This window comes from Lentzea waywayandensis, from assembly GCF_900115955.1.
Lineage (GTDB): Bacteria > Actinomycetota > Actinomycetes > Mycobacteriales > Pseudonocardiaceae > Lentzea > Lentzea waywayandensis.
In genome coordinates this window covers 185,456-209,413 of the sequence record NZ_FOYL01000004.1, presented here as the reverse complement: position 1 = coordinate 209,413, position 23,958 = coordinate 185,456, and the positions used below count along the sequence as shown (strand labels likewise).

Here is a 23,958-nt window from a genome sequence, read left to right as displayed (position 1 = left end):
TCAGTCGCGGTTCCGCTTGCGGCGCAGGCCGTACCAGGCCGCGCCGGCCGCCGCGACGGCGCCGAGACTGATGGCCGTGACCGCGACCGCCTTGCCCGACGGGGTGGGGATGCGGGAGCGCAGGCTCACCGGGTCGACGAACTGCTGCACCGGCCAGTCCTTCTCGACGGCGATGCGGCGCAGGCCCCGGTCCGGGTTCACGACCGTCGGGTGGCCGACGACCTCCAGCATCGGCAGGTCCGTGACGCTGTCCGAGTAGGCGTAGCTCTTCGAGAGGTCGTAGCCGTGCTCGGCGGCCAGCTGCTTGATCGCGACCGCCTTGTTGTCGGCGGCGCAGTAGAAGTCGACGTCGCCGGTGTAGCGGCCGTCGAGGATCACCATCTTCGTGCCGACGCTGTAGTCCGCCCCGATCATCTGGGCGATGGGGGCGACCAGTTCCTCCCCGGAGGCGCTGACGATGACGACGTCGTGACCCTCCGCCTTGTGGTCGGCGATCAACTGCGTCGCTTCTTTGTAGACAAGTGGATCGACGATGTCGTGCAGCGTCTCGCTGACGATGCTGCGGATCTGCTCGACGTCCCAACCGGCGGCGAGCGCCGTGATGTGCGCCCGCATGCGGTCCATCTGATCCGCGTCCGCGCCGGCGAGCATGAACACGAACTGCGCATATGCGCTCTTCAGCACCGCGCGGCGGTTGATCAGCCCCTCCTGGAAGAAGGGGCGGCTGAACGCCAGCGTGCTCGACTTCGCGATCACGGTCTTGTCGAGGTCGAAGAAGGCGGCGATCCGGCTCATGTACCTCAGCTTAGGTGTACTCGTCAGTAGGCCGTTCGGGCGGCATTTCGTTCGTGTACGAAACCGTTGTGCTGCACGGTTACCGAAACTTGGCCCGCAGCTGTTGCGGAAGTTGCGCGCGGCACTGGCGCATGGGGATACAGTAGGTGAGTCCGGTTCGACGGACGGGTTCAGTCCGACCCCCCGGGACTGAACCATTGACGACCCCCGTCCCTCCCCCCTGGCGGGGGTCGTCCCATATCCGGACCCCGATTCCGTGCGGGTGTGACTGGACCTCTGCGGCCCTTGCCCGAGGCTCGTGCGCCCAACCCTCCAGCGTCGCACACGGGTCCGACAGTTCCAGCCCTGCAGGGCTTCCAAGATCGCGACTTGTCCACAGCCGCTGATCTGTCCACATGTGGATCTACGCCCGTTGTGTCGTTCCTCACGACTGACCACCGTTGATCCCATGACCCACCCCATCGCCCTGCTCACGGACCAGGACCTCCTCGACGAGGTCCTCCGGGTGGCCGCCGCGGCCGACTGCCCGCTCTCCTGCGCCCCCGACGTCACGTCGCTGCGCTCGCAATGGCACAGCGCGCCTCTGGTCCTGCTGGATCCCGCCGCGGTCTCGGCCTGCCTGGACGCGGGCTTCCCCCGCCGCACCGGCGTCCTGGTCGTCCACGGCGGCGACCCGCCCTGGGCCCCCGCGGTCGCCCTGGGCGTGGACGGCGTCCTCGAACTCCCGGTGGAAGGCCGCTCCCTGGTGACGGCCCTGACCGACCTGGGCGAGGGCCCGCCCTCGGACCGCGGCCGGGTGGTGTCGTTCATCGGCGGCAGAGGAGGCGCCGGAGCCTCCACCCTGGCCATAGCCTGCGGCCGCGAGGCGGTGGAGTCCGGCGGCGAGGCGATGCTCGTCGACTGCGACCCACTGGGCGGCGGCATAGACCTGGCCCTGGGCACCGAGTCCGACAAGGGCGCCCGCTGGCCGGGCGTGCACGCCACCGGCGGCAGAGTGCCGATGTCGGCCCTGCGAGCGGCCCTGCCCACCTCGGGCAACCTGAGCGTCCTGGCCTGCGACCGAGCGGCCCCAGATCCGGAACCGGCAGCCGTGGCGGCAGTCCTCGACGCGGGCCGCCGAGCGGGCTGCACCGTCATCTGCGACCTGCCGCGCTTCCCCACGGCCTCCGCCTCCGCGGCCCTGGACCGCACGGACCTGACGATCCTGGTGGTACCAGCCGAAGTCCGCGCCACCGCGGCCGCCGGCCGAGTCGCCTCCCGCCTGCTGACGCACGGCCGCAACCTCCGCCTGGTGGTCCGCGGCCCGTCCCCCGGCAACCTCCAGCCCGCCGAGATGGCCGAGGTGATCGGCATCCCGCTGCTGACCTCGATGCGAGCCGAGCCGGGCCTGGCCGAGGTGCTGGAACGGGGCCGCTTCCCCCACAACCCCAAGGGCCCGCTCGCCACGGCGGCCCGCGTGGTGCTGAAGGAGCTGCGCCCATGACCGGCCTGCCAGCCGCGGAGGTGGCCGAGCCCGGAGCGGCCGAGGCTGCGATGGCAGACGAGGCCGAGTACGCCGCGCTTTCGTCGGGCGACGTGGAAGCCGCGTCGACCGACCGACTCGGCTGCGGTTGCGTTCCGGTCTTCCGCGGCGGACAAGGCGAGGCCTCACCACTGCGGCGTCCTGGTCACTTCCCTGCCGCGGAAGGAGTTCCGCGGCAGGCAGGAGCGTCTGCCCGGCACGTCCCCTCTCCTCCGCCACGAGATCCCTTCGCACGAAAGGAACTCCAGCCGTGATCCGCCTCCGCATCCTGTGCCGGATGCTGCGCAACCTCGTCGTCTACGGCCGCCTCTACCCACCCCGCTTCATCTTCAAGGACGACAAGGAGCAGCCGAAGTGAACCGCTTCCTCATCTGGTGCCAGGAAACGTGGCTCCGCCTGACCGGCCGCGAGATCACCTACGGCCGCCACGCCCGCCGCCCGGAGGCCGCGACATGACCGCCACCGCGCCCAGTTCCCGAAGCTGCGACTCGACCGCCGCCGCGCCCGCTCCCGACGTGACAGCCGTCCAGCCCGAGCAGGCGAGGAGCGAGCCGTGACCGATGTCCAGAGCCTGCGCGGCGCAGCGTTCCGAGTGCGTGAGGAGCGAGCCGTGATCGTCGTGCCCAGTTCCCGAAGCTGCGACCCGCCCGCCGCCGCGCCCTCCCGAGGTGGCAGCTGTCCAGCCCGAGCAGTCGAGGAGCGAGCCGTGACCGTCGTGCCCAGTTCCCGAAACTGCGACCCGACCGCCGCCCAGCCCTCGCACGGGACACGGCGTGCCGAGCCCGCGAGGTGCGTGACATGACCTCCGCCTTGATCGACCGGGTCCGCCATCGCCTGGCCGGCGCCGACATGGAGATGACCGCGGCCGTCGTGGCCCACGCGGTCCGCTCCGAAGCGGGTGGCGTCCTGGCCGACTCCGACGTCCTCGAAGCCCTCCAGGTTCTCCGCCAGGAGTTCAGCGGCGCCGGACCGCTCGACCCGCTGCTCGCCGACCCCGGCACCACCGACGTCCTGGTCACCGCGCCCGATCAGGTCTGGGTCGACGGCACTACGGGCCTGCACCGCACCACGATCACGTTCCCCGACGAGGACGCGGTCCGGCGTCTCGCGCAACGCCTTGCGGTCGCCGCGGGCAGGCGGCTCGACGATGCCTCGCCGTGCGTCGACGGGTGGTTGCCGGGTAGCGGGGTCAGGCTGCACGCCGTGTTGCCGCCCATCGCGGACAGCACCTGTCTTTCCTTGCGGATCCTCAGACCGGCGACGCACGACCTGCAAGCGCTGCAAGAGCTCGGCACGTTCGACGCCGAGATCGCGGAGACGTTGCGGACGATCGTCCGCAGGCGCATGGCGTTTCTCGTGATCGGTGGTACCGGGTCGGGCAAGACGTCGTTGTTGTCGGCGTTGCTGGGCTGCGTCTCGCCGACCGAACGCATCGTGTGCGTGGAGGACGCCGGCGAGCTGAATCCCGACCATCCGCAGTTCGTGCGGCTCACCGCGCGGCCGGCGAACGTTGAGGGTGCGGGCGAGGTCACCACGCGGGAGTTGGTGCGGGAGGCGCTGCGGATGCGGCCCGACCGGATCGTGGTCGGGGAGGTGCGCGGGGCCGAGGTGCGGGAGTTGCTCACCTCGTTGAACACCGGGCACGAAGGTGGCGCTGGGACGTTGCACGCCAACTCGCCGGCCGAGGTGCCCGCGCGGTTGGAAGCTCTCGGTGCCTTGGGTGGGCTCTCGCCGCAGGCGCTGCACAGTCAGGTGGCGGCGGCGGTGCGGATCGTGTTGCACATGAAGCGGGACAACAACTCCCGGTACCTCAACGAGATCGGTGTGTTCGAGCGGAACGACGGGCTCGCAGTCCGTCCTGTTTGGACGCGTGAGCACGGGTGGTACGAGAAGGAGTTGCCGTGGTGAGCCTTCTGCTGCTGGCGACGGCGCTGATCGTGTGGCCGCAACTCAGACCGATCCGAAGGCTCAGACCGCAGTGCAACAGGGAGATCGTTGTGCCGCCGTACATCTGGGTGGCGGCCGCGGCGACGGTCACCTATCTCGTGGCGGGCATCGGCGGACTGGTCGCCGGTGTCGTGCTGGGAGCGACGGGCCGGAGAATCTTCAAGCAGCACAAGCGAAACACCGCACTCCGGCGAGCGACCGAAGCGCTGAGCAGCGGACTGGGCGGCGTGATCGACGAGCTGCGAGCGGGTGCGCACCCGGCCCAGGCGGCCGAAGGCGCGGCGGAGGACACCCCGGCGCCGGCGAAAGAGGTGCTGAGAGCGGCGGCGGCCACGTCGAGGCTCGGTGGTGACGTGGAACGGACGTTGCGCGAGTTGCGGCAGCCGTTGCTCGGCAAGGCGGTGGACCAGTTGGCCAAGGCGTGGCACGTGTCGGCGAAGCACGGTGTGGCGCTGGCGGAGGTTCTGGACGCCACGAGGCGTGATCTCGATCAGCGGGCGGCGTTCGCGCGGCAGGTGCACGCGCGGATGGCGGGGCCGCGGGCGAGTGCGGCGGTGCTGGCGGTGTTGCCGGTGGTCGGCGTGCTGCTGGGCGAGTTCAGTGGTGCGAAGCCGTTCCACGTGCTCACGAGCACGGTGGCGGGGCAGTTCCTCCTGGCGCTGGGAGCGTTGTTCGTGGCGGCAGGGGTGTGGTGGACGCAGCGGATCACGGAGGTGGAGCCGTGACGTTCCTGCTCCTCGCGCTGGCGGTCCTCCTCGCACCCACGCCGCGACGATCGATTGATCGGTTGAGGCCCCAGGTCCACGACCCACCGCGCGACAGGAAGAAACCAGATGGTCCGTTCGAACTGGCCGCGGCCTGGGACCTGCTGGCCGCGTGCCTGAAAGCCGGGTTGCCGGTGCCCACCGCGATCCAGGCGGTCGAGATGAAAGAGCTGAGCCAGGTCGCCGAACTGCTGAAGCTGGGCGCCGATCCGGTCACGGCGTGGGCGTCCGCGCTCGACCAGCCCGCCACCGCGCTGCTCGCCAGGGCCGCCAGACGGACCGCGCGGTCCGGGGCGGCGCTGGCCCGGCAGACCGCCGAACTCGCCGAGCGGACCAGGTCGGAAGCGTGCGACGAAGCGGAGGCGAAGGCGCAGAAGGCCGCGGTCGCGGTGGCGGCGCCGCTCGCACTGTGTTTCCTGCCGGCATTCCTGTGCCTCGGCGTCGCGCCGGTGGTGCTGGGCCTGGCTGGTCAATTCCTCAACTAGGAGAAGCAGATGGAACTGCTCGACGACGACAGCGGCATGAGCACGGTGGAGTACGCGATCGGGACGTTGGCCGCGGCCGCGTTCGCCGGACTCCTGTACGCGCTCCTCACCAGCGACTTCATCCAGAACCAGGTGCAAGGGCTGATACAGCGTGCGCTGTCTTCGGTCTGATGATCGGGGCATGGCCACGGTCGAGGCGGCGATCGCGGTCAGCGCGCTGCTGATGGCTATGTGGCTGGGGGCGAACGGGCTGGCGGCGGTCACCGAGCAGATGCGGTGTGCCGACGCGGCGAGGGAAGCGGCACGGCTCACGGCGCGCGGTGAACAGCAGCGCGGTGCTGAGGCGGCCACGCGGATCGTGTCTGGCGCCAACGTCGTGGTCGACACCCAAGCCGACGCGATCAAGGTCGTCGTCAGCAAACGCGGACCGCTGGGCTTGCCGCTGAGCGCCCGGGCGTTCGCCGTGCCGGAGCCGCGATGAACGGCGAACGGTCCGGTTGTGATCGAGGTTCGGCTGCGGTGAGCGGTGTTGTGGCGATGTTGTTGCTGATCATCGTCGCGGTGGCCGGTGCGCAGGTCGGGTCGGCGGTCGTCGCGCGGCATCGGGTGACCGGTGCGGCCGATTTGGCGGCGCTCGCGGCTGCCGCCCGTCTCGCCGAAAGCGATGAAAGTGCTTGTGAGCAGGCAAAACGCGTGGCTTCGGAGAATCGGGCCGAGCTGACGGGCTGCGCGGTGAGCGGATGGGAGGTGGTTGTGGAGGTCTCGGCGATTACGCCGTTCGGCCCGGTGAACGCACGCGCCAGGGCAGGTCCGGCTGAAGATCGAAGCGTTTGGAGCACGACGAGCGGTCGGCTCACAGCGGTGAGCGGACTCACATCGGTGCCGGGACATGCTGAACGGTGATCGAACCAAACGCGAACAGTTCAGTTGCCCGGTCAAGCAAAGGACGTTCGCCGTCCCGTAGCTACCAGTTGTCGAGCGGGGGTTACGGAGGCCGGTGCCGGTGTCGTTAGTTGTAGTGGCGGCACCGACGCGGTGTCCTACGAAAACCGACACCTTGTCGATGTCGAGTCATAGCCTGGAAAGAAGGCGACGGAAGATGGATTGGTCGGATAGCTGGCGCGGGGCCTTCCGCATCGAACTGCGTGCCGAGGCCGTGAGCCTCGCGTACCGCGGTTGGCCCGTACTGCCCGGCACCTATCCGGCCGGTTCGGAGAACGGCGTCACGCAGTGGGCGGGTCGCAGCGGCCTCGAGCTGCACGGCCCGATCCCCGTGCACCGCGACTGGGTGGACCGCATCGGGACCCGTCCCGACCAGGTCGCCACGTGGTGGGCGGGTCGCTCCTACAGCCTTCTCGTCGCCACCGGTCACGTGGTGGACGCGATCGAGGTCGGCGCCGGCCTCGGTCACCGCGCGGCCGTCGCACTGCGGCAGATCGGTGTTCCCGTGCCGATCGCCGCGACCCCGTCCGGCCGGTGGATGTTCCTCGTGAAGTCCGGCTCGAAGCTCAACGCCGAGCTGGCCAACAACGCGGACGTGCACCTCTACGGCAAGGGCGAGTACATCCCGCTGCCCCCCACCACCATGGCGCACGGTGTCGTGCACTGGCGGGTCAAGCCGCAGGTCTGCGGCTGGAACCTGCCGGACGCGCACGTCGTGCAGGACGCACTCGTCGAGGCCGTGCACGCCCCGGCGCGCTTCCAGCTCGAAACCGTCTGACCTACAACTAAATCCAAGCCCGGCCGTGTTGGGTGTCGTCGTGGACTCTCCCCGACAACCCCGAAGGCGATGCCCTGCACGGCCGTTCCACCAAAGCCCGATCCGATGATCGGCCTCCGCACCCCGCACGTCGGGGGTGGTCAGAGGACCGGGCGAAAAGCCGAACACGCACCCCGAAGGACAGCCTCCCGCAACAGTGACCGGACCGAGGACGTTAGTGGCAGGGCGCCAGCTCTGCCGCGGTCGGTGAAGCCGGCTCCTCCCCGGAGTTCGTCAGAAGACAGTCGACACCGTCGCCTCCCGCGTGTCCTGTCGAGACGAACGAACCAGATTCCACCGATGTTCCAAGGGATCCGGTCACGAAGCGGTAGCAGGCGGGAACACAGTGTTCGGCACGTGGAGAGCGCGGCGGGGGTACCCGTGAGCCCCCGCCGCGCCCAGCGTCCTCTGACCGACCCTGCTCGCGCAGAGCGCTCGCTGCGTCGGCTGTTGTTCTTTCTGGGGGGCGACCCCCAGACCCCCGCGAGTTCGGGCGCGGGCGCCCTCACGACAGCCGGGTCAACCCAGTTGCTCCGCGTAGGAAGCGAAGGCGAAGGTCTCCTCCATGGATCCGGGCCGCGGAACCGCATCGGCGTCCCAGCCGAGGTCCCGGTCCTGCAAGACCTGCTCGATCAGCGGGTGCCACCGCTGATCGAGCATTTTCTTCGCCCACAGCAGGGCGCCGCGCTTGGACTCCACCTCTCCCGTGTGGATGGTGTAGAGCGTGCGGCAGTACGCCGAGACGATGTAGCGCTGTGACCAGGCGTTGCCCATCGGCGCCCACTCCCGGATGCCTTCCAGCACGTGCGGAAGTTCGGCCCGCATCGACGAGCGCAGCGCGGAAGCCGGCACCTCGTCCACCAGTGTGGTGATCGGCGGACCGTCCAGCACGATGCCGTGGTGGCGCAGGATCCAGCGGGCGTGCGGGCTGTTGCAGTGCAGGTCCCACACCAGAGTCCGCGTGCCGTGGTCGTTGAACAGCCACGGAACCCCGAGGCCCGCCACCGAGCGCAGTGACTCCACGTCGGCGTACGAGCCTTCGATCTCCGTTGACCAGTGGCCGGGGCGGGTCGGGATCTCGTCGTGCAGCCGCCGCAGCCCGTCGAGTGCGGAGCCGGACGGCAGCTCGGTGCAGGCGACGATGAAGTCGCAGTCGCTGTGGATGTCGCCGGCGCCCAGGGCGAACGAGCCCTGGAGGTACGCGCCGACGTAGGTGGGGCCGAGGATCTCGCGCACGGACGAGACGAGGTCGGCGAGAAGTGCGTTCAGATCAGCAAAGGGCGTGAACAAAGCAGACTCCAATGAACCCGCGGCCAGTAGGGGACGGGCGCGGCGGAGCACTGGACGCCCCTGCGACGTGGCGCGTCGGGGCGATCAGGCCGTGCGAGGGCACGGCAGGTGTCCGGGCTCAGCCGCGCTGGGCGCGACGGGTCCGGTCGGTGGCGTTGCAGCTGCTTGCGGTCACACCGTCAAGGTATCCGGGCGGAACTCACTCGGTCAGGCGATTTTGCCCAGCACCACGTCCAGCACGAGCACGGCACCGGCCTTGTCCAGCGGATCGTTGCCGTTGCCGCACTTGGGCGACTGCACGCACGACGGGCAGCCCATCGGGCACGCGCAGGCGTTGATCGCCGCCCGCGTCGCCGAGAGCCACGCCCGCAACGCCGAATGGCCTCGGTCAGCGAAGCCCGCGCCGCCGGGATGGCCGTCGTGCACGAACACGGTCGGCATCCCCGTGTCCGGGTGTGCGGCCGTCGACACGCCGCCGATGTCCCACCGGTCGCACGTCGCGAACAGCGGTAACAGACCGATCGCCGCGTGCTCGGCGGCGTGCAGGGCGCCGGGGATCCGTTTCGCCTCCACGCCCGCGTCGAACAGCAGCGACTCGTCGACCGTGTACCAGACCGCGCGGGTCTGCAGCGTCTGCTCGGGCAGGTCCAGCGGGATCTGGTCGAGCACCACGCCGGACGGCAGCCGCCGCAGGTAGCCGACGACCTGCGTCGTCACCTCCACCTCGCCCAGGCACACCGACACCCCGCCGAAGTCGGTGCGTTCGATCTCGCGCACCACGGTGATGTCCACGCAGTCACGCGGCTGCGTCGTCCACTCCGGGTCCTCGCGGTGGACCATCGCGAGCCCGCTCTCCAGATCGAGCTCGTCGACCACGTACGCCCGCCCCTGATGCAGGTACACGGCACCGGGATGGACCTGCCAGCAGGCGGATCCCGGGTCGACCGTGCCGAGCATCCGGCCGGAGTCAGACTCCACGACGGCCACCTGATCACCGCCGGAACCGCGGATGTCCACTCCGGCGTGCGGCCGGTCGTGCGACGCCCAGTACCACCCGGCAGGCCGCTTGCGCAGCAGCTTGTCCGCCACCAGTTCGGCGAGCACGGCCTCCGCGAGCGGTCCGCCGAAGTCGTCCAGGCAGGCCGGCGTCAACGGCATCTCGGACGCCGCGCAGGCCAGTTGCGGCCCCAGCACGTACGGGTTCAACGGATCCAGCACCGTGGCCTCGACCGGCCTGTCCAGCACCGCGGCCGGGTTGTGCACAAGGTACGTGTCCAACGGGTCGTCGCGTGCCACGAACACGACCAGAGCACTGTCTCCCGACCGGCCCGCACGGCCCGCCTGCTGCCAGAACGACGCCAGCGTGCCCGGAAAACCGGCCACCACCACCGCGTCCAGCCCGGCGATGTCGACGCCGAGCTCCAGCGCGTTCGTGGTCGCGACGCCGAGCAGGTCGCCCGTGGACAGCGCCTTCTCCAGCGCCCGCCGCTCCTCCGGCAGGAACCCGCCCCGGTACGCGGCCACCCGGCCGGGCAGCTCACCGTCCACTTCGGACAGGATCCGCTGGGTGCCCATCGCCGTCAGCTCCGCGCCACGACGCGAGCGCACGAAGGCGAGCGATCGTGCGCCCTCGACCACGAGATCGGCCAGGATCCGCGACGTCTCCGCGCCCGCCGAACGCCGGACGGGAGCGCCGTTCTCACCCTCCAGAGAGGTCAGCGGGGGTTCCCACAACGCGACCGTGCGCGACGCACGCGGCGAAAAGTCGTCCACGACAGCGGAAACGGGAACGCCGAGCAATCGCTGCGCCGACCCGGAAGGATCAGCCACTGTGGCCGATGCCAGAACGAAGATCGGATCCGCGCCGTATTTCCGCGCGACCCTCCGCAGCCGCCGCATCAACAACGCCACGTGCGAACCGAAAACACCGCGATAGGAATGGCACTCGTCGATCACCACGTACTTCAGCCTGCGGAAGAACCGCAGCCATTTCGGGTGCTGCGGAAGGATTCCGCGGTGCAGCATGTCCGGGTTGGTGAAGACCCAGTTCGCGTGCGCCTTGACCCAGTCGCGTTCGGCCATCGGGGTGTCACCGTCGTAGGCCGACGCGCGCACACCCTTGATCCCCAGCTCCTCGAGCGACCGGAGCTGGTCCGCACCAAGGGCTTTGGTCGGTGACAGGTACAGCGCGGTGGCCTTCGTGTCCGCCAAAAGAGTGGAAAGCACGGGCAACTGGTAGGCAAGTGACTTGCCCGACGCCGTGCCCGTCGCGAGGACCACGTGCTGCCCGGACCACGCCAGTGAAGCGGCCTCGGCCTGGTGCCGCCACGGCTCGCGCACACCGGTCTCGACGAACGCCTCGACGACCGGGGGAGCCGTCCACGCAGGCCACTGCACGTGATCTGCCTGCCGCAACGGCAGATCACGCGCGTGCGTGAGGGGTGACTCCCCGGCGGGCACACCCGCCAGCACGCGGTCCAGCAACCGGCGTCCCTGATCCACCACGAGATCGAGCTTCGCATACACCACCGACAGTCCCGGCCGGGCCGTACTCGACTTCCTGCGCAGATAACGGTGTGTGCACGGATCGGGACGTTTCGTTGCCTCGTTGCAACCAACCCCTAGACTCCCCGCTCATCGCATCCAATGAGGGATGCGTCACGTCGCGCTGGGCGGCTGGTCTGCCTTGGCGCTGCACATGGCAACTCACCAGGAGGACGGATGTCCCGGCAATTCCTCGCGGAGAGCCTCGAGCTCTCCGGGGGTGATCGCGGCGTCGTAGCCGTGGTCGCCGTGGTCGCCCTGGCTGCTCTCGCCGTCGGGTACGTCCTGCTCAAGGAGGTGCTGGCCGCCGGCCAGGGCACCCCCAAGATGCAGGACATCGCCAAGGCGGTTCAGGAGGGCGCAGCGGCCTACCTCAACCGGCAGTTCCGCACGCTCGGCATCTTTGTCGTGATCGTGTTCGTACTGCTGTTCGCGCTACCGGCGGATGATTTGGCCGAGCGAATCGGCCGATCTTTGTTCTTCCTCGTCGGTGCCGCGTTCTCGGCGACTATCGGCTACCTGGGCATGTGGTTGTCCACGCGCGCCAACGTGCGTGTCGCCGCCGCCGCGAACGAAGAAGGCGGTCGCGAAAAGGCGACGCGCATCGCGTTCCGCACCGGTGGTGTGGTCGGCATGACCACGGTCGGTCTCGGTCTCTTCGGTGCCGCTCTGGTCGTGCTCGTGTACGCGGGTCAGGCCCCGAAGGTCCTGGAGGGCTTCGGTTTCGGTGCCGCGCTGCTCGCGATGTTCATGCGTGTCGGTGGCGGCATCTTCACCAAGGCCGCCGACGTCGGTGCCGACCTCGTCGGCAAGGTCGAGCAGGGCATCCCCGAGGACGACCCCCGCAACGCCGCCACCATCGCGGACAACGTGGGTGACAACGTCGGTGACTGCGCCGGCATGGCCGCGGACCTCTTCGAGTCCTACGCCGTCACGCTGGTCGCCTCGCTGATCCTCGGCACCGCCGCGTTCGGTGCGCAGGGCCTGCTCTTCCCGCTGATCGTTCCCGCGATCGGCGTGCTGACCGCGGTCATCGGCGTCTACACGACCAAGGCGAAGGCGGGCGAGAACGGCCTCACGGCCATCAACCGCGCCTTCTACATCTCCGCGGTCATCTCCGCGGTGCTGTGCACGATCGCGGCGTTCGCGTTCCTGCCGAGCTCCTTCGCGGACCTCGACGGCATCAGCGACACGGTCAAGGCCACCAGCGGCAACCCGGCGCTGATCGCGTCCGTCGCGGTGATCATCGGCATCGTGCTGGCCGGCGTCATCCTCTGGCTGACCGGCTACTACACCGGCACCGAGCACAAGCCGGTGCAGGAGGTCGGCAAGACCTCGCTGACCGGTGCGGCCACGGTGATCCTGTCCGGTATCTCGGTCGGTTTCGAGTCCGCCGTGTACACCGCGCTGGTCATCGGTGCCGCCGTGTACGGCGCGTTCCTGCTGTCCGGTTCGGTCGTCGTCTCGCTGTTCGCGATCGCGCTCGCCGGTTGTGGTCTGCTCACGACCGTCGGCGTCATCGTCGCGATGGACACCTTCGGCCCGGTCTCCGACAACGCGCAGGGCATCGCCGAGATGTCCGGCGACGTGCACGGCGAGGGCGCGCAGATCCTCACCGAGCTCGACGCGGTCGGCAACACCACCAAGGCCATCACCAAGGGCATCGCGATCGCGACGGCAGTGCTCGCCGCGACGGCGCTGTTCGGTTCCTACAAGGACGCGATCGACCAGGCCGTGGCCAAGGTCGGCAACCTCGCGGGTGATCTGCCGATCTCGTTCACCAACGTCGTGTTCAGCCCGAACGTGCTCGTCGGCGTCACCATCGGTGCGGCCGTCGTCTTCATGTTCTCGGGCCTCGCGGTCAACGCCGTGACGCGCGCCGCCGGTGCCATCGTGTTCGAGGTGCGCCGTCAGTTCCGCGAGAACCCGGGCATCATGGACTACTCGGTGAAGCCGGAGTACGGCCGCGTCGTCGACATCTGCACCAGGGACTCGCTGCGTGAGCTGGCGACTCCTGGCCTGATGGCGGTGCTGGCCCCGGTCGCCGTCGGCTTCGGCCTCGGCGTCGGTCCGCTGGCGGGGTACCTCGCCGGTGCGATCGCGACCGGCACGCTCATGGCGGTCTTCCTGGCCAACTCCGGTGGTGCCTGGGACAACGCCAAGAAGCTGGTCGAGGACGGCAACCACGGCGGCAAGGGCTCCGACGCCCACGCCGCCACGGTCATCGGCGACACCGTCGGCGACCCGTTCAAGGACACCGCGGGTCCGGCCATCAACCCGTTGATCAAGGTCATGAACCTGGTCTCCGTGCTGATCGCGCCCGCCATCGTCACCTTCACCATCGGTGACAGCGCGTCCGACCCGATCCGGATCTCGATCGCAGTGGTCGCGACCCTGATCATCGTGGCCGCGGTGGTCGTGTCCAAGCGGCGCGGCACCGCGATCGCGGACACCCCCGCGGAGTCCGTCAGCAACGGCGCCGCGTAGATCCACCTCTGGCCGGGGTACGTTCGGGGCTCCCCCGACGTACCCCGACCGAGGAGTTACGACATGAGGCGCAGCCTCGTCGCCACTGCCGCTGTTGCCGCCCTTGCGCTGGCCGGGTGCACCAACGGCGGCAACTCCGGCACTTCATCGACGCCCACCAACGGCGAGGCCAGCGCCCAGGCCGTCGCCTACATGGACAAGGTGTGCGGCGCCGCGTCCGAGTTCGCCAAGATCGAGAAGACGGCCCCCAAGTTCGACGCCGGCGACTCCGCCAAGCTCAAGGCCGACATGGCCGCGTACATGGGCCAGCTCGCCGACGCCTTCACCAAGTCGGCCGAGGGCCTGAAGAACGTCGGCCCGTCGCCCGTCGCGGGCGGTGAGGAGGCCGTCAACAAGATGGCCGAGACGTTCACCTCGCTCGGTGTCGTGTTCACCGACGCCAAGGCCAAGGTCGAGCAGGCGGACGCCAACAACGCCACCGGAGGCCTCCAGGCCGCCGGAGAGGCCATCGCCAAGCTCTCCGAGCTCGCCGACCCGCTGCGCGACCTCAAGGACGTTCCCGAGCTGCAGAAGGCCACGCAGACCGCGCCGCAGTGCCAGGCGATGCAGCGCCTCAACGTCACGCCGACGAGCTGAGTGAGGCCGTCCGGAGTAACTTCCGGCCCATGCGCCGCACAGTCCTCTCAGTTGTGACGTGCTGTCTGCTCGCGGTCACCGCGTGCAGCAGCGGAGGTTCCTCCACGTCGACCACGCCCACCGCCAGTGAGGCCGACGTCGTGGCGTGGATGGACAAGGTCTGCGGTGCCGTCGACGGCACCGTGAAGGCCATGTCCGACGAGCCGCCGATCGACATGAGCGACCCGGCGAAGCTCAAGACGGGCCTCTCCGAGTGGCTCGGCACGAAGGTCGGCGCGGTCGACAAGTCGATCTCTGACCTGAAGGCGCTGGAGAACGGCCCGCACCCGAAGTCGAAGGAGCTGGCCGTCGCCGCGCAGGACGGCATGGGCCAGATCAGGACCCTGCTCGCGGACACCAGGTCGAAGCTCGACGCCTCGACCGACGCCACCGGGGCCATCACCGCCTTCACCGAGATGGTCTCCAGGGCGAGCGAACTGGAGAAGGCGGGCGCCGACGTGCAGAAGAAGTTCGACGAGACGGGCCTGGCCACGGCCGCGCAGAAAGCCGGCAACTGCAAGGGTCTCCAGACGTCTCCTCCCACCTCCTGACGAGCGGAAAGCCCGGCTGACCGGATCGCCCGAACGTGTACTGTTCGGCGATCCGGTCAGTCATTTCCTGGGGGATTTCACCGTGAACGCACGTTTGTCGATCGCTGCTGCCTGCGCAGGCCTCACTCTCGCCGTGACGGGCTGCGGCACCAGCGCCGCGCCGTCCGCGCAGAGCACCGCGCCCACGACCACGACCACCACGGCCGCCGCCGACCCGGTGAAGTGGGTGGGCGCGTTCTGCGCCGGCACCACGCCGGTGCTCACGGGCGCGGTCGAGCTCATCACCGTCGTCGCGACCAACGCCGAGAACCCGGCCGCGATCAAGGAGGGCATGCTCAAGCTGCTCGACACCGGCGCCAAGGCGATGGCCGACACCGAGAAGAAGCTCAAGGAGGTCGGTACGCCCGGCCCCGAGCACCAGGCCATGCACGACGACCTGGTCAAGATGTTCGGTGACGGCGCCAAGGAGTACGTGTCGGTCCGCGAGCAGATCAGCAAGATCGACGCGAGCGCGCCCGACTTCATGGCGCAGGTCGAGAAGGTCGGCGGCGACGCCGCGGACCCGTCGAAGCTCTCGGACCAGATCAAGAAGCTCGACGCGGACCCGAAGTTCAAGGACGCCATCGCGAAGGCGCCGGAGTGCACCGAGATGCGCACCAAGCTCGGGAAGATGCTCGGCAAGTGACGACGTTTCGCCTGGTCGCGGCCGTGCTGGGCGCGGCCGCGCTCGCCGCGTGCAGCACGCCGCCGCCCGCTCCGGTCCAGCAGGCCGCACCGACGACCACCACGACGGCGGACGTGCCCGGCGCGGATCCGGCGGCCTGGTTCGACGCCTACTGCGGTCCGATGGGCGTTACGCAGACCGCGCGACTCCAGCTCCAAGGCAAGGCTCAGGAGGGTATGGAGGCAGTCAAGGCGGCCGTGGTCGCCTGGACGGCAGGAGCAGCGGTGTCGAACCGGCACATGGCGGATGAACTCGAGAAACTCGGCCCGTTGGGTTCGGACGTGCGCAGCCTGCACGAACGGCTGGTCAGCGCACTGCGGAACGAGGCCAAGACCTTCGACGACAGTTCGGCGCGGCTGCGGGCGCAGGCGGCGGACGACAAGTTCCCCGAGCGGTACAAGCAGATCATGGTCGGCAGCAGCGGTGACAGCGTGGGGACGTTGTTCAAGCAGATCTTGGACACGACCCCGAAGTACACCGAGGCGTTTCGTGCGAACGAGGTCTGCAAGGCCTGGCAGGGGCTGGCGAAACAGTCCGGGGGAAACTAGGCCGGGTGAGGACACGTCTGCTCGCTGCCCTGCTGACCGGTGCCGTCGTGCTGACCGCCTGCGGTTCGGAGGCGGACAAGCCGATCACCGACGCGCAGCGGCAGTGGGTGGACGCGTTCTGCGGCGGTGTCCTGCCGGGGATGGAAGCAGGCCTTGAGCTGCGCAAACAGGACCCGGCGAACGTCGCTGCGGTCAAGGACGCGTACGTCAGGCTCGTCACGTCCAACGCCACCGCGTTCACGAGCGCGGAGAAAACGCTGAAAGAGCTCGGCGCGCCCGAAGACGACCTCAAGGGCGTGCACGACCGGCTGGTCAAGTTCGTCACGGAGTCCGCGAAGTCGTACGGCGACGCGCAGGCGCCGGTCCAGGCACTGGAACCGAACGCCCAGTTCCTGGAAGGCGCCGAGAAGGTGCTGGCCGACACCAACGTCGTGACCAGTCCGGAAGACCTTCGCGCGACCTTCCAGGAACTCCAGAAACGGCCGAAGTACGCAGCGGCGATAGGCAAGTCGCAGACCTGTTCGGAGATCAGGTCGAAGGGCCAGGAACTCGGACAGTAACAACTGTCCCACTGGTCACACTCGAACGTCTGTTCTACCCTGTGGGCCGTGGTTGGGCAGCTGTCCTTCTTCTCGGCCGAGGCACGAACCCCGGCCAAGGCGGACCTCGCCGGCTTCCTCTGCGGGCCGGGTCAGGCCGTCAGCTTCGCGCGCGGTACAGCCGCCCGCGTGTACACCGAGCTGCGCGACGAGTGGCGACTGCGCCCTCTCAAGCAGGCCTGCGCCGAGCGTGGAGTCACCACCGAGCTGTGCGTGAACGAGGCGGGCACGCACTTCGTCCGCACGCCGTTCCGCACCGATCTCACTCCTCTGGCCGCCCGCTGGCTGGACGGATCCGTCAAAACCGTGCCACCGGACTTTGAGCTGAACGGAGCAGTGCTGCGCGTCTGGGCGCTGGCCGCCGGCAGCTGGATGGAGTCCGCGTACCTGCTCGGTTTGGACCCCAACGCACCGCAGACACACGCACCGTTGCAAAATGCGCTGCTCGCATCCGGACTTCCGTGCACCCTGGTAGGGGCACCGGCGTTGCGGGTGACCGGCCGACGAAGGCTGGCGCGGCTCGCTGAGCTGGTCGGAAGCCCTCCTCAGGGAGTGGCGATGAGCACCTGGCCGGCGGCCTGAGCGGGCGGTCCGGCATGGTTGTGTCACTCTGTCTCGTCGTACGGGCGTCGCGGAGACATGACGGATGGTGTGCTTTTCGGCCGACGCTGGGCAACACTGGCGGGCCTGGGAACCGGGTTTGGAAGAGAGCGGGACGGCGAGTGGCTGGATCGACACGGACGAAAAAGAGCAGCGGAGGAGAGGGCGGCAACATCCGACGGCTTGTGATCGTCGAGTCGCCCACCAAGGCGCGCAAGATCGCGTCCTACCTCGGCAGCAACTTCGTCGTGGAGTCCTCCAGGGGACACATCCGGGACCTGCCGCGCGGTGCCGCCGACGTTCCCGTGAAGTTCAAGGGCCAGGCGTGGGCCAGGCTCGGCGTGGACGTCGACCACGACTTCGAGCCCCTCTACGTGGTCTCCGCGGACAAGAAGTCGCTGGTCACCGAGCTCAAGGAAGCGTTGAAGGACGTCGACGAGCTCTACCTCGCGACAGACGGTGACCGCGAGGGTGAAGCCATCGCGTGGCACCTGCTGGAGACGCTCAAGCCCAAGGTGCCGGTCCGCCGGATGGTGTTCCACGAGATCACCGAGTCCGCGATCCAGGCCGCCGCGGCGAACCCTCGTGACCTCGACCAGGACCTGGTCGACGCGCAGGAGACCCGCCGCATCCTCGACCGTCTCTACGGCTACGAGGTCAGCCCGGTGCTGTGGAAGAAGGTCATGCCGAAGCTCTCGGCAGGCCGCGTGCAGTCCGTGGCGACGCGTTTGGTCGTGGAACGCGAACGCGAGCGGATGAAGTTCGTCTCAGCGAGCTACTGGGACATCTCCGCGCAGATGGACGCCGGTGCCGACGCCACGCCGCGTCAGTTCGGCGCGCGTCTCGTCGCCGTCGACGGCACTCGTCTCGCCACGGGCCGTGACTTCGGTTCGGACGGCAAGCTCACCGGCAAGGCCGACGTCGTCGTGCTGGACGAGGCTCAGGCCCGTGCCATCGCGGCCGGGCTGCAGAACGCGCCGGTCAAGGTCGCCTCCGTCGAGGAGAAGCCGTACACGCGCAAGCCGTACGCGCCGTTCATGACCTCGACGTTGCAGCAGGAGGCGGGCCGCAAGCTGCGGTTCTCCGCCGACCGCACGATGCGCACGGCGCAGAAGCTGTACGAGAACGGCTACATCACCTACATGCGTACCGACAGCACGACGCTGTCGGAGACCGCGATCAACGCGGCCCGCACGCAGGCCACGGACCTCTACGGCGCGCAGTACGTCTCTCCGCAGCCTCGCCAGTACACGCGCAAGGTCAAGAACGCGCAGGAGGCCCACGAGGCGATCAGGCCGGCCGGAGAGGTCTTCCGCACGCCCGGTCAGGTCGCCGCCGAGCTCGACTCGGACGAGTTCAAGCTCTACGAGATGATCTGGCAGCGCACGATCGCCTCCCAGATGGCCGACGCGCGGGGCAACACGACCAGCATCCGCATCCAGGGCCGTGCGGGCACGGGCCAGGAGGTCACGTTCGCCGCGTCCGGCCGCACGATCACGTTCGCCGGCTTCCTCAAGGCCTACGTCGAGACCGTCGACGCCGAGGCCGGTGGCGAGTCGGACGACGCGGAGTCGCGCCTGCCGCTGCTGGTGAAGGACCAGGACCTGACGATCGCGGAGCTGTCCGCGGACGGTCACACCACCTCGCCGCCCTCGCGCTACACCGAGCCGTCGCTGATCAAGACGATGGAGGAGCTCGGCATCGGCCGTCCCTCCACCTACTCGTCGATCATCAGCACCATCCAGGACCGCGGCTACGTGTGGAAGAAGGGTGCCGCGCTGGTCCCGTCCTGGGTGGCGTTCGCCGTGGTCGGGTTGCTGGAGGGCCACTTCGGCCGGCTCGTCGACTACGACTTCACCGCCGCGCTCGAGGACGAGCTGGACGGCATCGCCGCCGGCCGGCAGCAGCGCACGACGTGGCTGTCCGGGTTCTACTTCGGCGGCAGCGTCGGACCGGACGGCTCGATCGGCCGTTCCGGCGGCCTGAAGAAGCTGGTCGGCACGGGTGTCGAGGACATCGACCCGCGCGAGGTCAACTCGATCCCGCTGTTCAGCGACGCTGAGGGCCGCACGGTCGTCGTGCGCGTCGGCCGCTTCGGGCCGTACCTGGAACGCGACGTCGACGGCACCGCGCAGCGCGCGAACCTGCCGGACGACCTGGCGCCGGACGAGCTGAGCAACGAGATCGCCGAGAAGCTGTTCTCGACGCCGCAGGAGGGCCGTTCGCTTGGCACCGACCCGGTCTCGGGCAACGAGATCGTGGCCAAGGAAGGCCGCTTCGGCCCGTACGTGACCGAGGTCCTGCCCGAGCCGTCCGAGAACGGCACGGCCCCGAAGAAGGCGCCGAAGCCGCGCACCGGCTCGCTGTTCAAGTCGATGTCGCTGGACACCGTCACGATCGAGGACGCGCTCAAGCTGCTCTCGCTGCCGCGCGTGGTCGGCAAGGACCCGGAGACGGGCGCCGAGATCACCGCGCAGAACGGTCGCTACGGCCCGTACCTGAAGAAGGGCACGGACTCGCGGTCGCTGGTCGACGAGGCCCAGATCTTCACCGTCACGCTCGAAGAGGCGCTGAAGATCTACTCCGAGCCGAAGAAGCGCGGCCGCGCCGCCGCCGCTCCGCCGTTGCGCGAGATGGGCAACGACCCGGTGTCCGGCAAGCCGATGGTGATCAAGGAGGGCCGGTTCGGCCCGTACGTCACCGACGGTGAGGCGAACGCGTCGCTGCGCAAGACCGACAGCGTCGAGTCGATCACCGACGAGCGCGCGGCCGAGTTGCTGGCCGAGAAGCGCGCGAAGGGGCCGGTCAAGAAGAAGGCTCCGGCCAAGAAGCCGGCGGCGGCGAAGAAGCCCGCGGCCAAGAAGGCTCCGGCCAAGACCAAGAGCTGAGCAGGGGGTGGCGGTGCCGATCAACGAGTTCGGTCCGGACGGGACTCAGGCCCCGCCGCCTCCCCGGCTGTACCCCGACCCGCTCGCGGGCCTGGTGACAGCTGACAGTTTTGTCGCTCCTCAATGGACGTCGTTCAGCTCACGTGTGGTGGTGCCGACACCTCCTGAGCCGACCGAGGAAGCGCGGCAGGCCGTCTGGTCGCAGATGCAGCAGGAACAACGGCGGCCGCGCGGCCGGGCACAGCGAGCGCCCGTGCAGCACCAGGCGCATCAGTACGCGGTCCAGCAGTTCGCGCCGACGTACCAAATGTCTGCCCCGCAACAACAACAGCAGCAACAGCAACCCGCGAAGCAGACGAGCGGCGTTGCCGCGTTCATCGGCTGCCTGGTCGTCATCGGGTTCTTCGTCCTGGTCCTGGTCAGCATTCTCGGAGCGATCTTCAGCTAGCCGTGTTGTGAGTCCGGCATGCTGACTCACCACATCCGGTTACGCTGACCGCACGGGAGTGGCGATTTAGGGGTGACTGAAATTCAGGACGCGGACACACCGGTGACCGAGGCAGGCCAGGCAGGGCAGGCCCAGTCCAGCGTGTCCACGGTCCACCGGCTTCGGTCAGTTCTCGCCATCAGGCCGTTCCGGCGGCTGTGGCTCGTCACCTACCTGTGCAGCGTTGGTGACTGGCTGTCACTGCTCGCGTTGACCGGTCTGGTCTCCGAGATGATGAAGAGCTACCAGTGGCAGTCGTTCGCGCTGTCGCTGGTCGTGCTGACCCAGCTGCTGCCGGGCATCCTGTTCGCGCCCATCGGTGGCGTGCTCGCGGACAAGTTCGACCGCCGCAAGGTGATGGTGGTCTGCGACATCCTGCGCGGGTCGCTGTTCATCTCGATCGCGCTGATCGGTTCCCCGATCTGGCTCTTCGTGGCGAACTTCCTGGTCGGCTGCTGCGCGATGCTGTGGATCCCCGCCAAGGAGTCGGCGGTCCCGAACCTGCTGCGCCGCCCCGACCAGGTGGAGTCGGCGAACCAGCTCGGCCTGGTGATGACCTACGGCATCTCCACGATCAGCGGTTTCGGCCTGTACTCGCTGATCGCGGGCATTCCCGCGTACCTGAACCTGCAGGGCGGGAACCTCGAGTTCAACATCGCGACGATCGCGGTGGTGATCAACGGCCTGCTCTACTTCACCTCGGCGATCCTGGTCGCGACCCGCCTGCCGGAGCTCTCCGGCCGCGTCTCCTCGACCCGCAAGAAGGACGACGAGGACAAGCCCGGCTTCGTCGCGATGTTCCGCGAGGGCCTGAAGTTCGCCGCCGCGACGCCGCTGGTCCGCGGTCTGGTCATCGGCATGATCGGCGCGTTCGCCGCGGCCGGTGTCGTGATCGCGACGGCGAAGCTCTACGCGCAGTCGCTGCTGGGCGGCGCCTCGACGTTCGGCCTGCTGTTCGTGGCCGTGTTCATCGGGCTCGCGGCGGGCATGGCGACCGCGCCCAGGCTGGCCCAGCGCCTCACCTACAACCGCCTGTTCGGCGTCACGATCGTCCTCGCCGGCATCTCGCTGGTGCTGGTCGCGCTGGCTCCGCACCTGTGGATCGCACTGCTCACGGTGGCGCTGGTCGGCGCGTGCGCGGGCGTGGCGTTCCTGACGGGCCTCACGATCGTCGGCTCGCAGGTCGCCGACGACATGCGCGGCCGCACGGTCGCGCTGATCCAGTCGTTGCTGAAGGTCGTGCTGTTCGGTGCGTCGGCCGGTGCGCCGCTGCTGGTCGCGTTGCTCCAGAAGCGTCAGGTCAGCGTGTTCGGGCACCCGATGGAGGTCGACGCGACCCGCCCGGTGATGCTCGGCGGCGCCGCGATCGCGATCGTCCTGGGCCTCGTCGCGTACCGGCAGATGGACGACCGTCGTGAGGAACCGGTGCTGTCGTCGCTGTTCGCGGCGATCCGCGGCCGCCGTCCCACCAAGGGCATGCTGATCGCCGTCGAGGGCGACACCCGCGAGGACACGTCGGTGCAGGCCCGCCGCCTGGCCGCCGCGTTGCGCGCGGAAGGCCTCGAAGTGCTCCTGGCCGCGGACCCCGAACATGACGAACGCCGCCTGCGCACGATGCTGTCGTCCGCCGAACTGGCCGGCGTGCGCGCCCAAGCCCTCGTAGCCGCCGCCGTCCGTGCGGACGTCGTCGAACGGCAGGTGCGCCCCGCGCTGGACAGCGGCTCCGTGGTGGTGATGGAACGCTACGTCGACTCGCCGCTCGCACACTTCAGCGCCACGAGCTCGCTGGAACACCAGGAGCTCGAGGGCCTGGTCGACTGGGCCACCGGCCGGTTGCGCCCGGACCTGACCATCCTGCTCGACCGCCCGGTCACCGACGGCAAGGGCATCGGCCCGGAACACCACTGGCGCGTGCAGAGGCTGCTCAGCGAGATGGCCGCCGCCGACCCGGACCGCTACGTGGTGGTCGAGGCCGAGGGCGACGTCGACGAGGTGGCCGACCGAGTCCGTTCCGCCGTCGTGCCGCTGATGGCCGGTCGCAGGCGCGTGGTCCCCGAAGCCGCGGTCTGACCGCCCGCTGGAAGACTGCACCCATGAGCGTGTGGGACGAGGTGGTCGGTCAGCCTGACGCGGTGGCGACCCTGGCGGCGTCCGCGGAGGCCGCGGCCACGATCGTCGCGGGCGGCACCCCCGCGCCCGGCGTGATGACCCACGCCTGGCTCTTCACCGGCCCTCCGGGGTCCGGCCCCACCTCCGCCGCGCGTGCCTTCGCCGGCGCGCTGCAGTGCCTGGTGACGGACGACCGGCCTGGATGCGGTGAGTGTTCCGGTTGCCGCACCACGTTGCACGGCACGCACGCCGACGTTCGTGTCGTGGCGCCAGAGGGACTGTCGATCTCCGTCGCCGAGATGCGGTCGCTGGTGCAGATCTCCGCTCGCCGGCCCACTTCCGGGCGGTGGCAGGTGGTGATCATCGAGGACGCTGACCGGCTCACCGAGGGTGCGGCCAACGCTCTGCTGAAGGCTGTCGAAGAACCGCCGGAGCGGACGGTGTTCTTGCTGTGCGCGCCTTCCGATCACCCGGACGACGTGTCGGTGACCATTCGCTCCCGGTGCCGGCTGGTGTCCCTGGGGTCGCCTCGGCCCGCCGCCATCGCCTCGGCCTTGGAGGCCGTGGACGGGATCTCGCTGGAGATGGCGCAGTGGGCGGCCTCGATCTGCGGCGGGAACGTGGCCAGGGCCCGGCGGCTGGCCGCTGACGAGCAGTCGCGTTCCCGGCGTGAGGCCGTGCTGCGGATCCCGTTGGCGTTGCGGAAACCTGCCGACGTCTTCACCTGTGCCGACGAGCTGATCAAGGCCGCCGAGGACGACGCGTCCACCGCCAACGAGTCTCGCAACGAGACCGAGCGGGAGGCGTTGGAGACCGCCATGGGCGCCGGCGGCACCGGCAAGGGCACCGCTGCTGCTTCCCGTGGGGCCAAGGGTGCGTTGAAGGACCTGGAGAAGCGGCAGAAGTCCCGAGCCACCCGGACGCAGCGCGACTCCCTGGACATGGCCCTGGTCGACCTGGCCGGGTTCTACCGGGACGCGCTGGTCGTCAAGACCGGGTCCGAGGCCGCGCTGATGCACCCGGACCGGTCGGGAGACTCGCGGACCGCCGCCGCCCAGTGGTCGAGCGAGTCGATCCTGCGGCGGCTGGAGGCCGTGCTGGCGTGCCGGGAGGCCATCGAGGTCAACGTGAAGCCGCGGATCGCCATCGAGGCGATGGTGACGACGCTGCACCGGGGGTGAGGT

Annotated in this window: 22 protein-coding genes; 19 read left to right on the top strand and 3 right to left on the bottom strand. The window is 69.3% G+C overall.

Annotated elements, in window-relative coordinates; translation table 11 throughout:
* Complete coding sequence (locus BM417_RS16640) at positions 1 to 795, bottom strand: HAD-IB family hydrolase (RefSeq protein ID WP_093594344.1); 795 nt, start codon at positions 793 to 795, stop codon at positions 1 to 3.
* 448 nt (positions 796 to 1,243) lie between these two features.
* Between BM417_RS16640 and ssd the strand changes: the two genes are divergently transcribed.
* From ssd to BM417_RS16600, 8 genes are all read left to right on the top strand, one after another.
* A complete protein-coding gene (ssd, locus tag BM417_RS16635) occupies positions 1,244 to 2,278 on the top strand; it encodes a septum site-determining protein Ssd (protein ID WP_093594341.1) in 1,035 nt (344 codons plus the stop codon).
* 837 nt (positions 2,279 to 3,115) lie between these two features.
* Positions 3,116 to 4,225 carry a TadA family conjugal transfer-associated ATPase gene (locus tag BM417_RS16630; protein WP_093594338.1) on the top strand — a complete coding sequence of 370 codons (1,110 nt, stop codon included), beginning with the start codon at positions 3,116 to 3,118 and terminating at the stop codon, positions 4,223 to 4,225.
* A complete protein-coding gene (locus BM417_RS16625) occupies positions 4,222 to 4,989 on the top strand; it encodes a type II secretion system F family protein (RefSeq protein WP_093596051.1) in 768 nt (255 codons plus the stop codon). Before BM417_RS16630 ends, BM417_RS16625 begins: the two co-directional genes overlap by 4 nt.
* Positions 4,986 to 5,513, top strand: coding sequence for a type II secretion system F family protein (locus tag BM417_RS16620; RefSeq protein ID WP_093594335.1), 528 nt, complete (start codon positions 4,986 to 4,988; stop codon positions 5,511 to 5,513). Before BM417_RS16625 ends, BM417_RS16620 begins: the two co-directional genes overlap by 4 nt.
* 9 nt (positions 5,514 to 5,522) lie before the next feature.
* A complete protein-coding gene (locus BM417_RS16615; protein ID WP_093594332.1) occupies positions 5,523 to 5,684 on the top strand; it encodes a DUF4244 domain-containing protein in 162 nt (53 codons plus the stop codon).
* Positions 5,685 to 5,694: 10 nt separating this feature from the next.
* Positions 5,695 to 5,994, top strand: coding sequence for a TadE family type IV pilus minor pilin (locus tag BM417_RS16610; protein ID WP_093594329.1), 300 nt, complete (start codon positions 5,695 to 5,697; stop codon positions 5,992 to 5,994).
* Positions 5,991 to 6,416 carry an Rv3654c family TadE-like protein gene (locus BM417_RS16605; RefSeq protein ID WP_093594326.1) on the top strand — a complete coding sequence of 142 codons (426 nt, stop codon included), beginning with the start codon at positions 5,991 to 5,993 and terminating at the stop codon, positions 6,414 to 6,416. Before BM417_RS16610 ends, BM417_RS16605 begins: the two co-directional genes overlap by 4 nt.
* A 196-nt stretch (positions 6,417 to 6,612) precedes the next feature.
* Entirely contained in the window at positions 6,613 to 7,233 is a 621-nt protein-coding gene (locus BM417_RS16600) for a bifunctional DNA primase/polymerase (RefSeq protein WP_093594323.1), read from the top strand.
* A gap of 558 nt (positions 7,234 to 7,791) precedes the next feature.
* Here the strand turns inward: BM417_RS16600 and BM417_RS16595 are convergent.
* On the bottom strand, positions 7,792 to 8,562 hold the full coding sequence (locus BM417_RS16595; RefSeq protein ID WP_093594320.1) for an aminoglycoside adenylyltransferase domain-containing protein: 771 nt from the start codon (positions 8,560 to 8,562) through the stop codon (positions 7,792 to 7,794).
* Positions 8,563 to 8,769: 207 nt separating this feature from the next.
* Positions 8,770 to 11,091, bottom strand: a complete 2,322-nt coding sequence (locus BM417_RS16590) for a DEAD/DEAH box helicase (protein ID WP_245821952.1) — start codon at positions 11,089 to 11,091, stop codon at positions 8,770 to 8,772.
* 192 nt (positions 11,092 to 11,283) lie between these two features.
* Between BM417_RS16590 and BM417_RS16585 the strand changes: the two genes are divergently transcribed.
* The 11 genes from BM417_RS16585 to BM417_RS16535 all read left to right on the top strand — a co-directional run bounded on the left by BM417_RS16585 (position 11,284) and on the right by BM417_RS16535 (position 23,955).
* Entirely contained in the window at positions 11,284 to 13,593 is a 2,310-nt protein-coding gene (locus BM417_RS16585) for a sodium-translocating pyrophosphatase (RefSeq protein WP_093594314.1), read from the top strand.
* Between the two features lie 63 nt (positions 13,594 to 13,656).
* Positions 13,657 to 14,229 (top strand): hypothetical protein, encoded by a 573-nt coding sequence (locus tag BM417_RS16580; RefSeq protein ID WP_093594311.1) that lies wholly within the window; start codon positions 13,657 to 13,659, stop codon positions 14,227 to 14,229.
* Between the two features lie 29 nt (positions 14,230 to 14,258).
* Positions 14,259 to 14,819, top strand: coding sequence for a hypothetical protein (locus tag BM417_RS16575; protein ID WP_093594308.1), 561 nt, complete (start codon positions 14,259 to 14,261; stop codon positions 14,817 to 14,819).
* Between the two features lie 82 nt (positions 14,820 to 14,901).
* Positions 14,902 to 15,504: a hypothetical protein gene (locus BM417_RS16570; RefSeq protein ID WP_143138674.1), complete on the top strand. Its 603-nt coding sequence runs from the start codon at positions 14,902 to 14,904 to the stop codon at positions 15,502 to 15,504.
* Positions 15,501 to 16,091 (top strand): hypothetical protein, encoded by a 591-nt coding sequence (locus BM417_RS16565; RefSeq protein WP_093594302.1) that lies wholly within the window; start codon positions 15,501 to 15,503, stop codon positions 16,089 to 16,091. The genes BM417_RS16570 and BM417_RS16565 overlap by 4 nt, the downstream gene beginning before the upstream one ends.
* A gap of 5 nt (positions 16,092 to 16,096) precedes the next feature.
* Positions 16,097 to 16,651 carry a hypothetical protein gene (locus tag BM417_RS16560; protein WP_093594299.1) on the top strand — a complete coding sequence of 185 codons (555 nt, stop codon included), beginning with the start codon at positions 16,097 to 16,099 and terminating at the stop codon, positions 16,649 to 16,651.
* Positions 16,652 to 16,699: 48 nt separating this feature from the next.
* Entirely contained in the window at positions 16,700 to 17,272 is a 573-nt protein-coding gene (locus tag BM417_RS16555; protein WP_093594296.1) for a hypothetical protein, read from the top strand.
* Between the two features lie 140 nt (positions 17,273 to 17,412).
* Entirely contained in the window at positions 17,413 to 20,178 is a 2,766-nt protein-coding gene (gene topA / locus BM417_RS16550) for a type I DNA topoisomerase (RefSeq protein ID WP_093594293.1), read from the top strand.
* Between the two features lie 13 nt (positions 20,179 to 20,191).
* Complete coding sequence (locus tag BM417_RS16545; protein ID WP_143138673.1) at positions 20,192 to 20,626, top strand: hypothetical protein; 435 nt, start codon at positions 20,192 to 20,194, stop codon at positions 20,624 to 20,626.
* A gap of 72 nt (positions 20,627 to 20,698) precedes the next feature.
* Entirely contained in the window at positions 20,699 to 22,735 is a 2,037-nt protein-coding gene (locus BM417_RS16540) for a bifunctional MFS transporter/dTMP kinase (protein ID WP_093594287.1), read from the top strand.
* A gap of 23 nt (positions 22,736 to 22,758) precedes the next feature.
* Complete coding sequence (locus BM417_RS16535) at positions 22,759 to 23,955, top strand: DNA polymerase III subunit delta' (RefSeq protein WP_093594284.1); 1,197 nt, start codon at positions 22,759 to 22,761, stop codon at positions 23,953 to 23,955.
* The last annotated feature ends 3 nt before the right edge of the window (positions 23,956 to 23,958 follow it).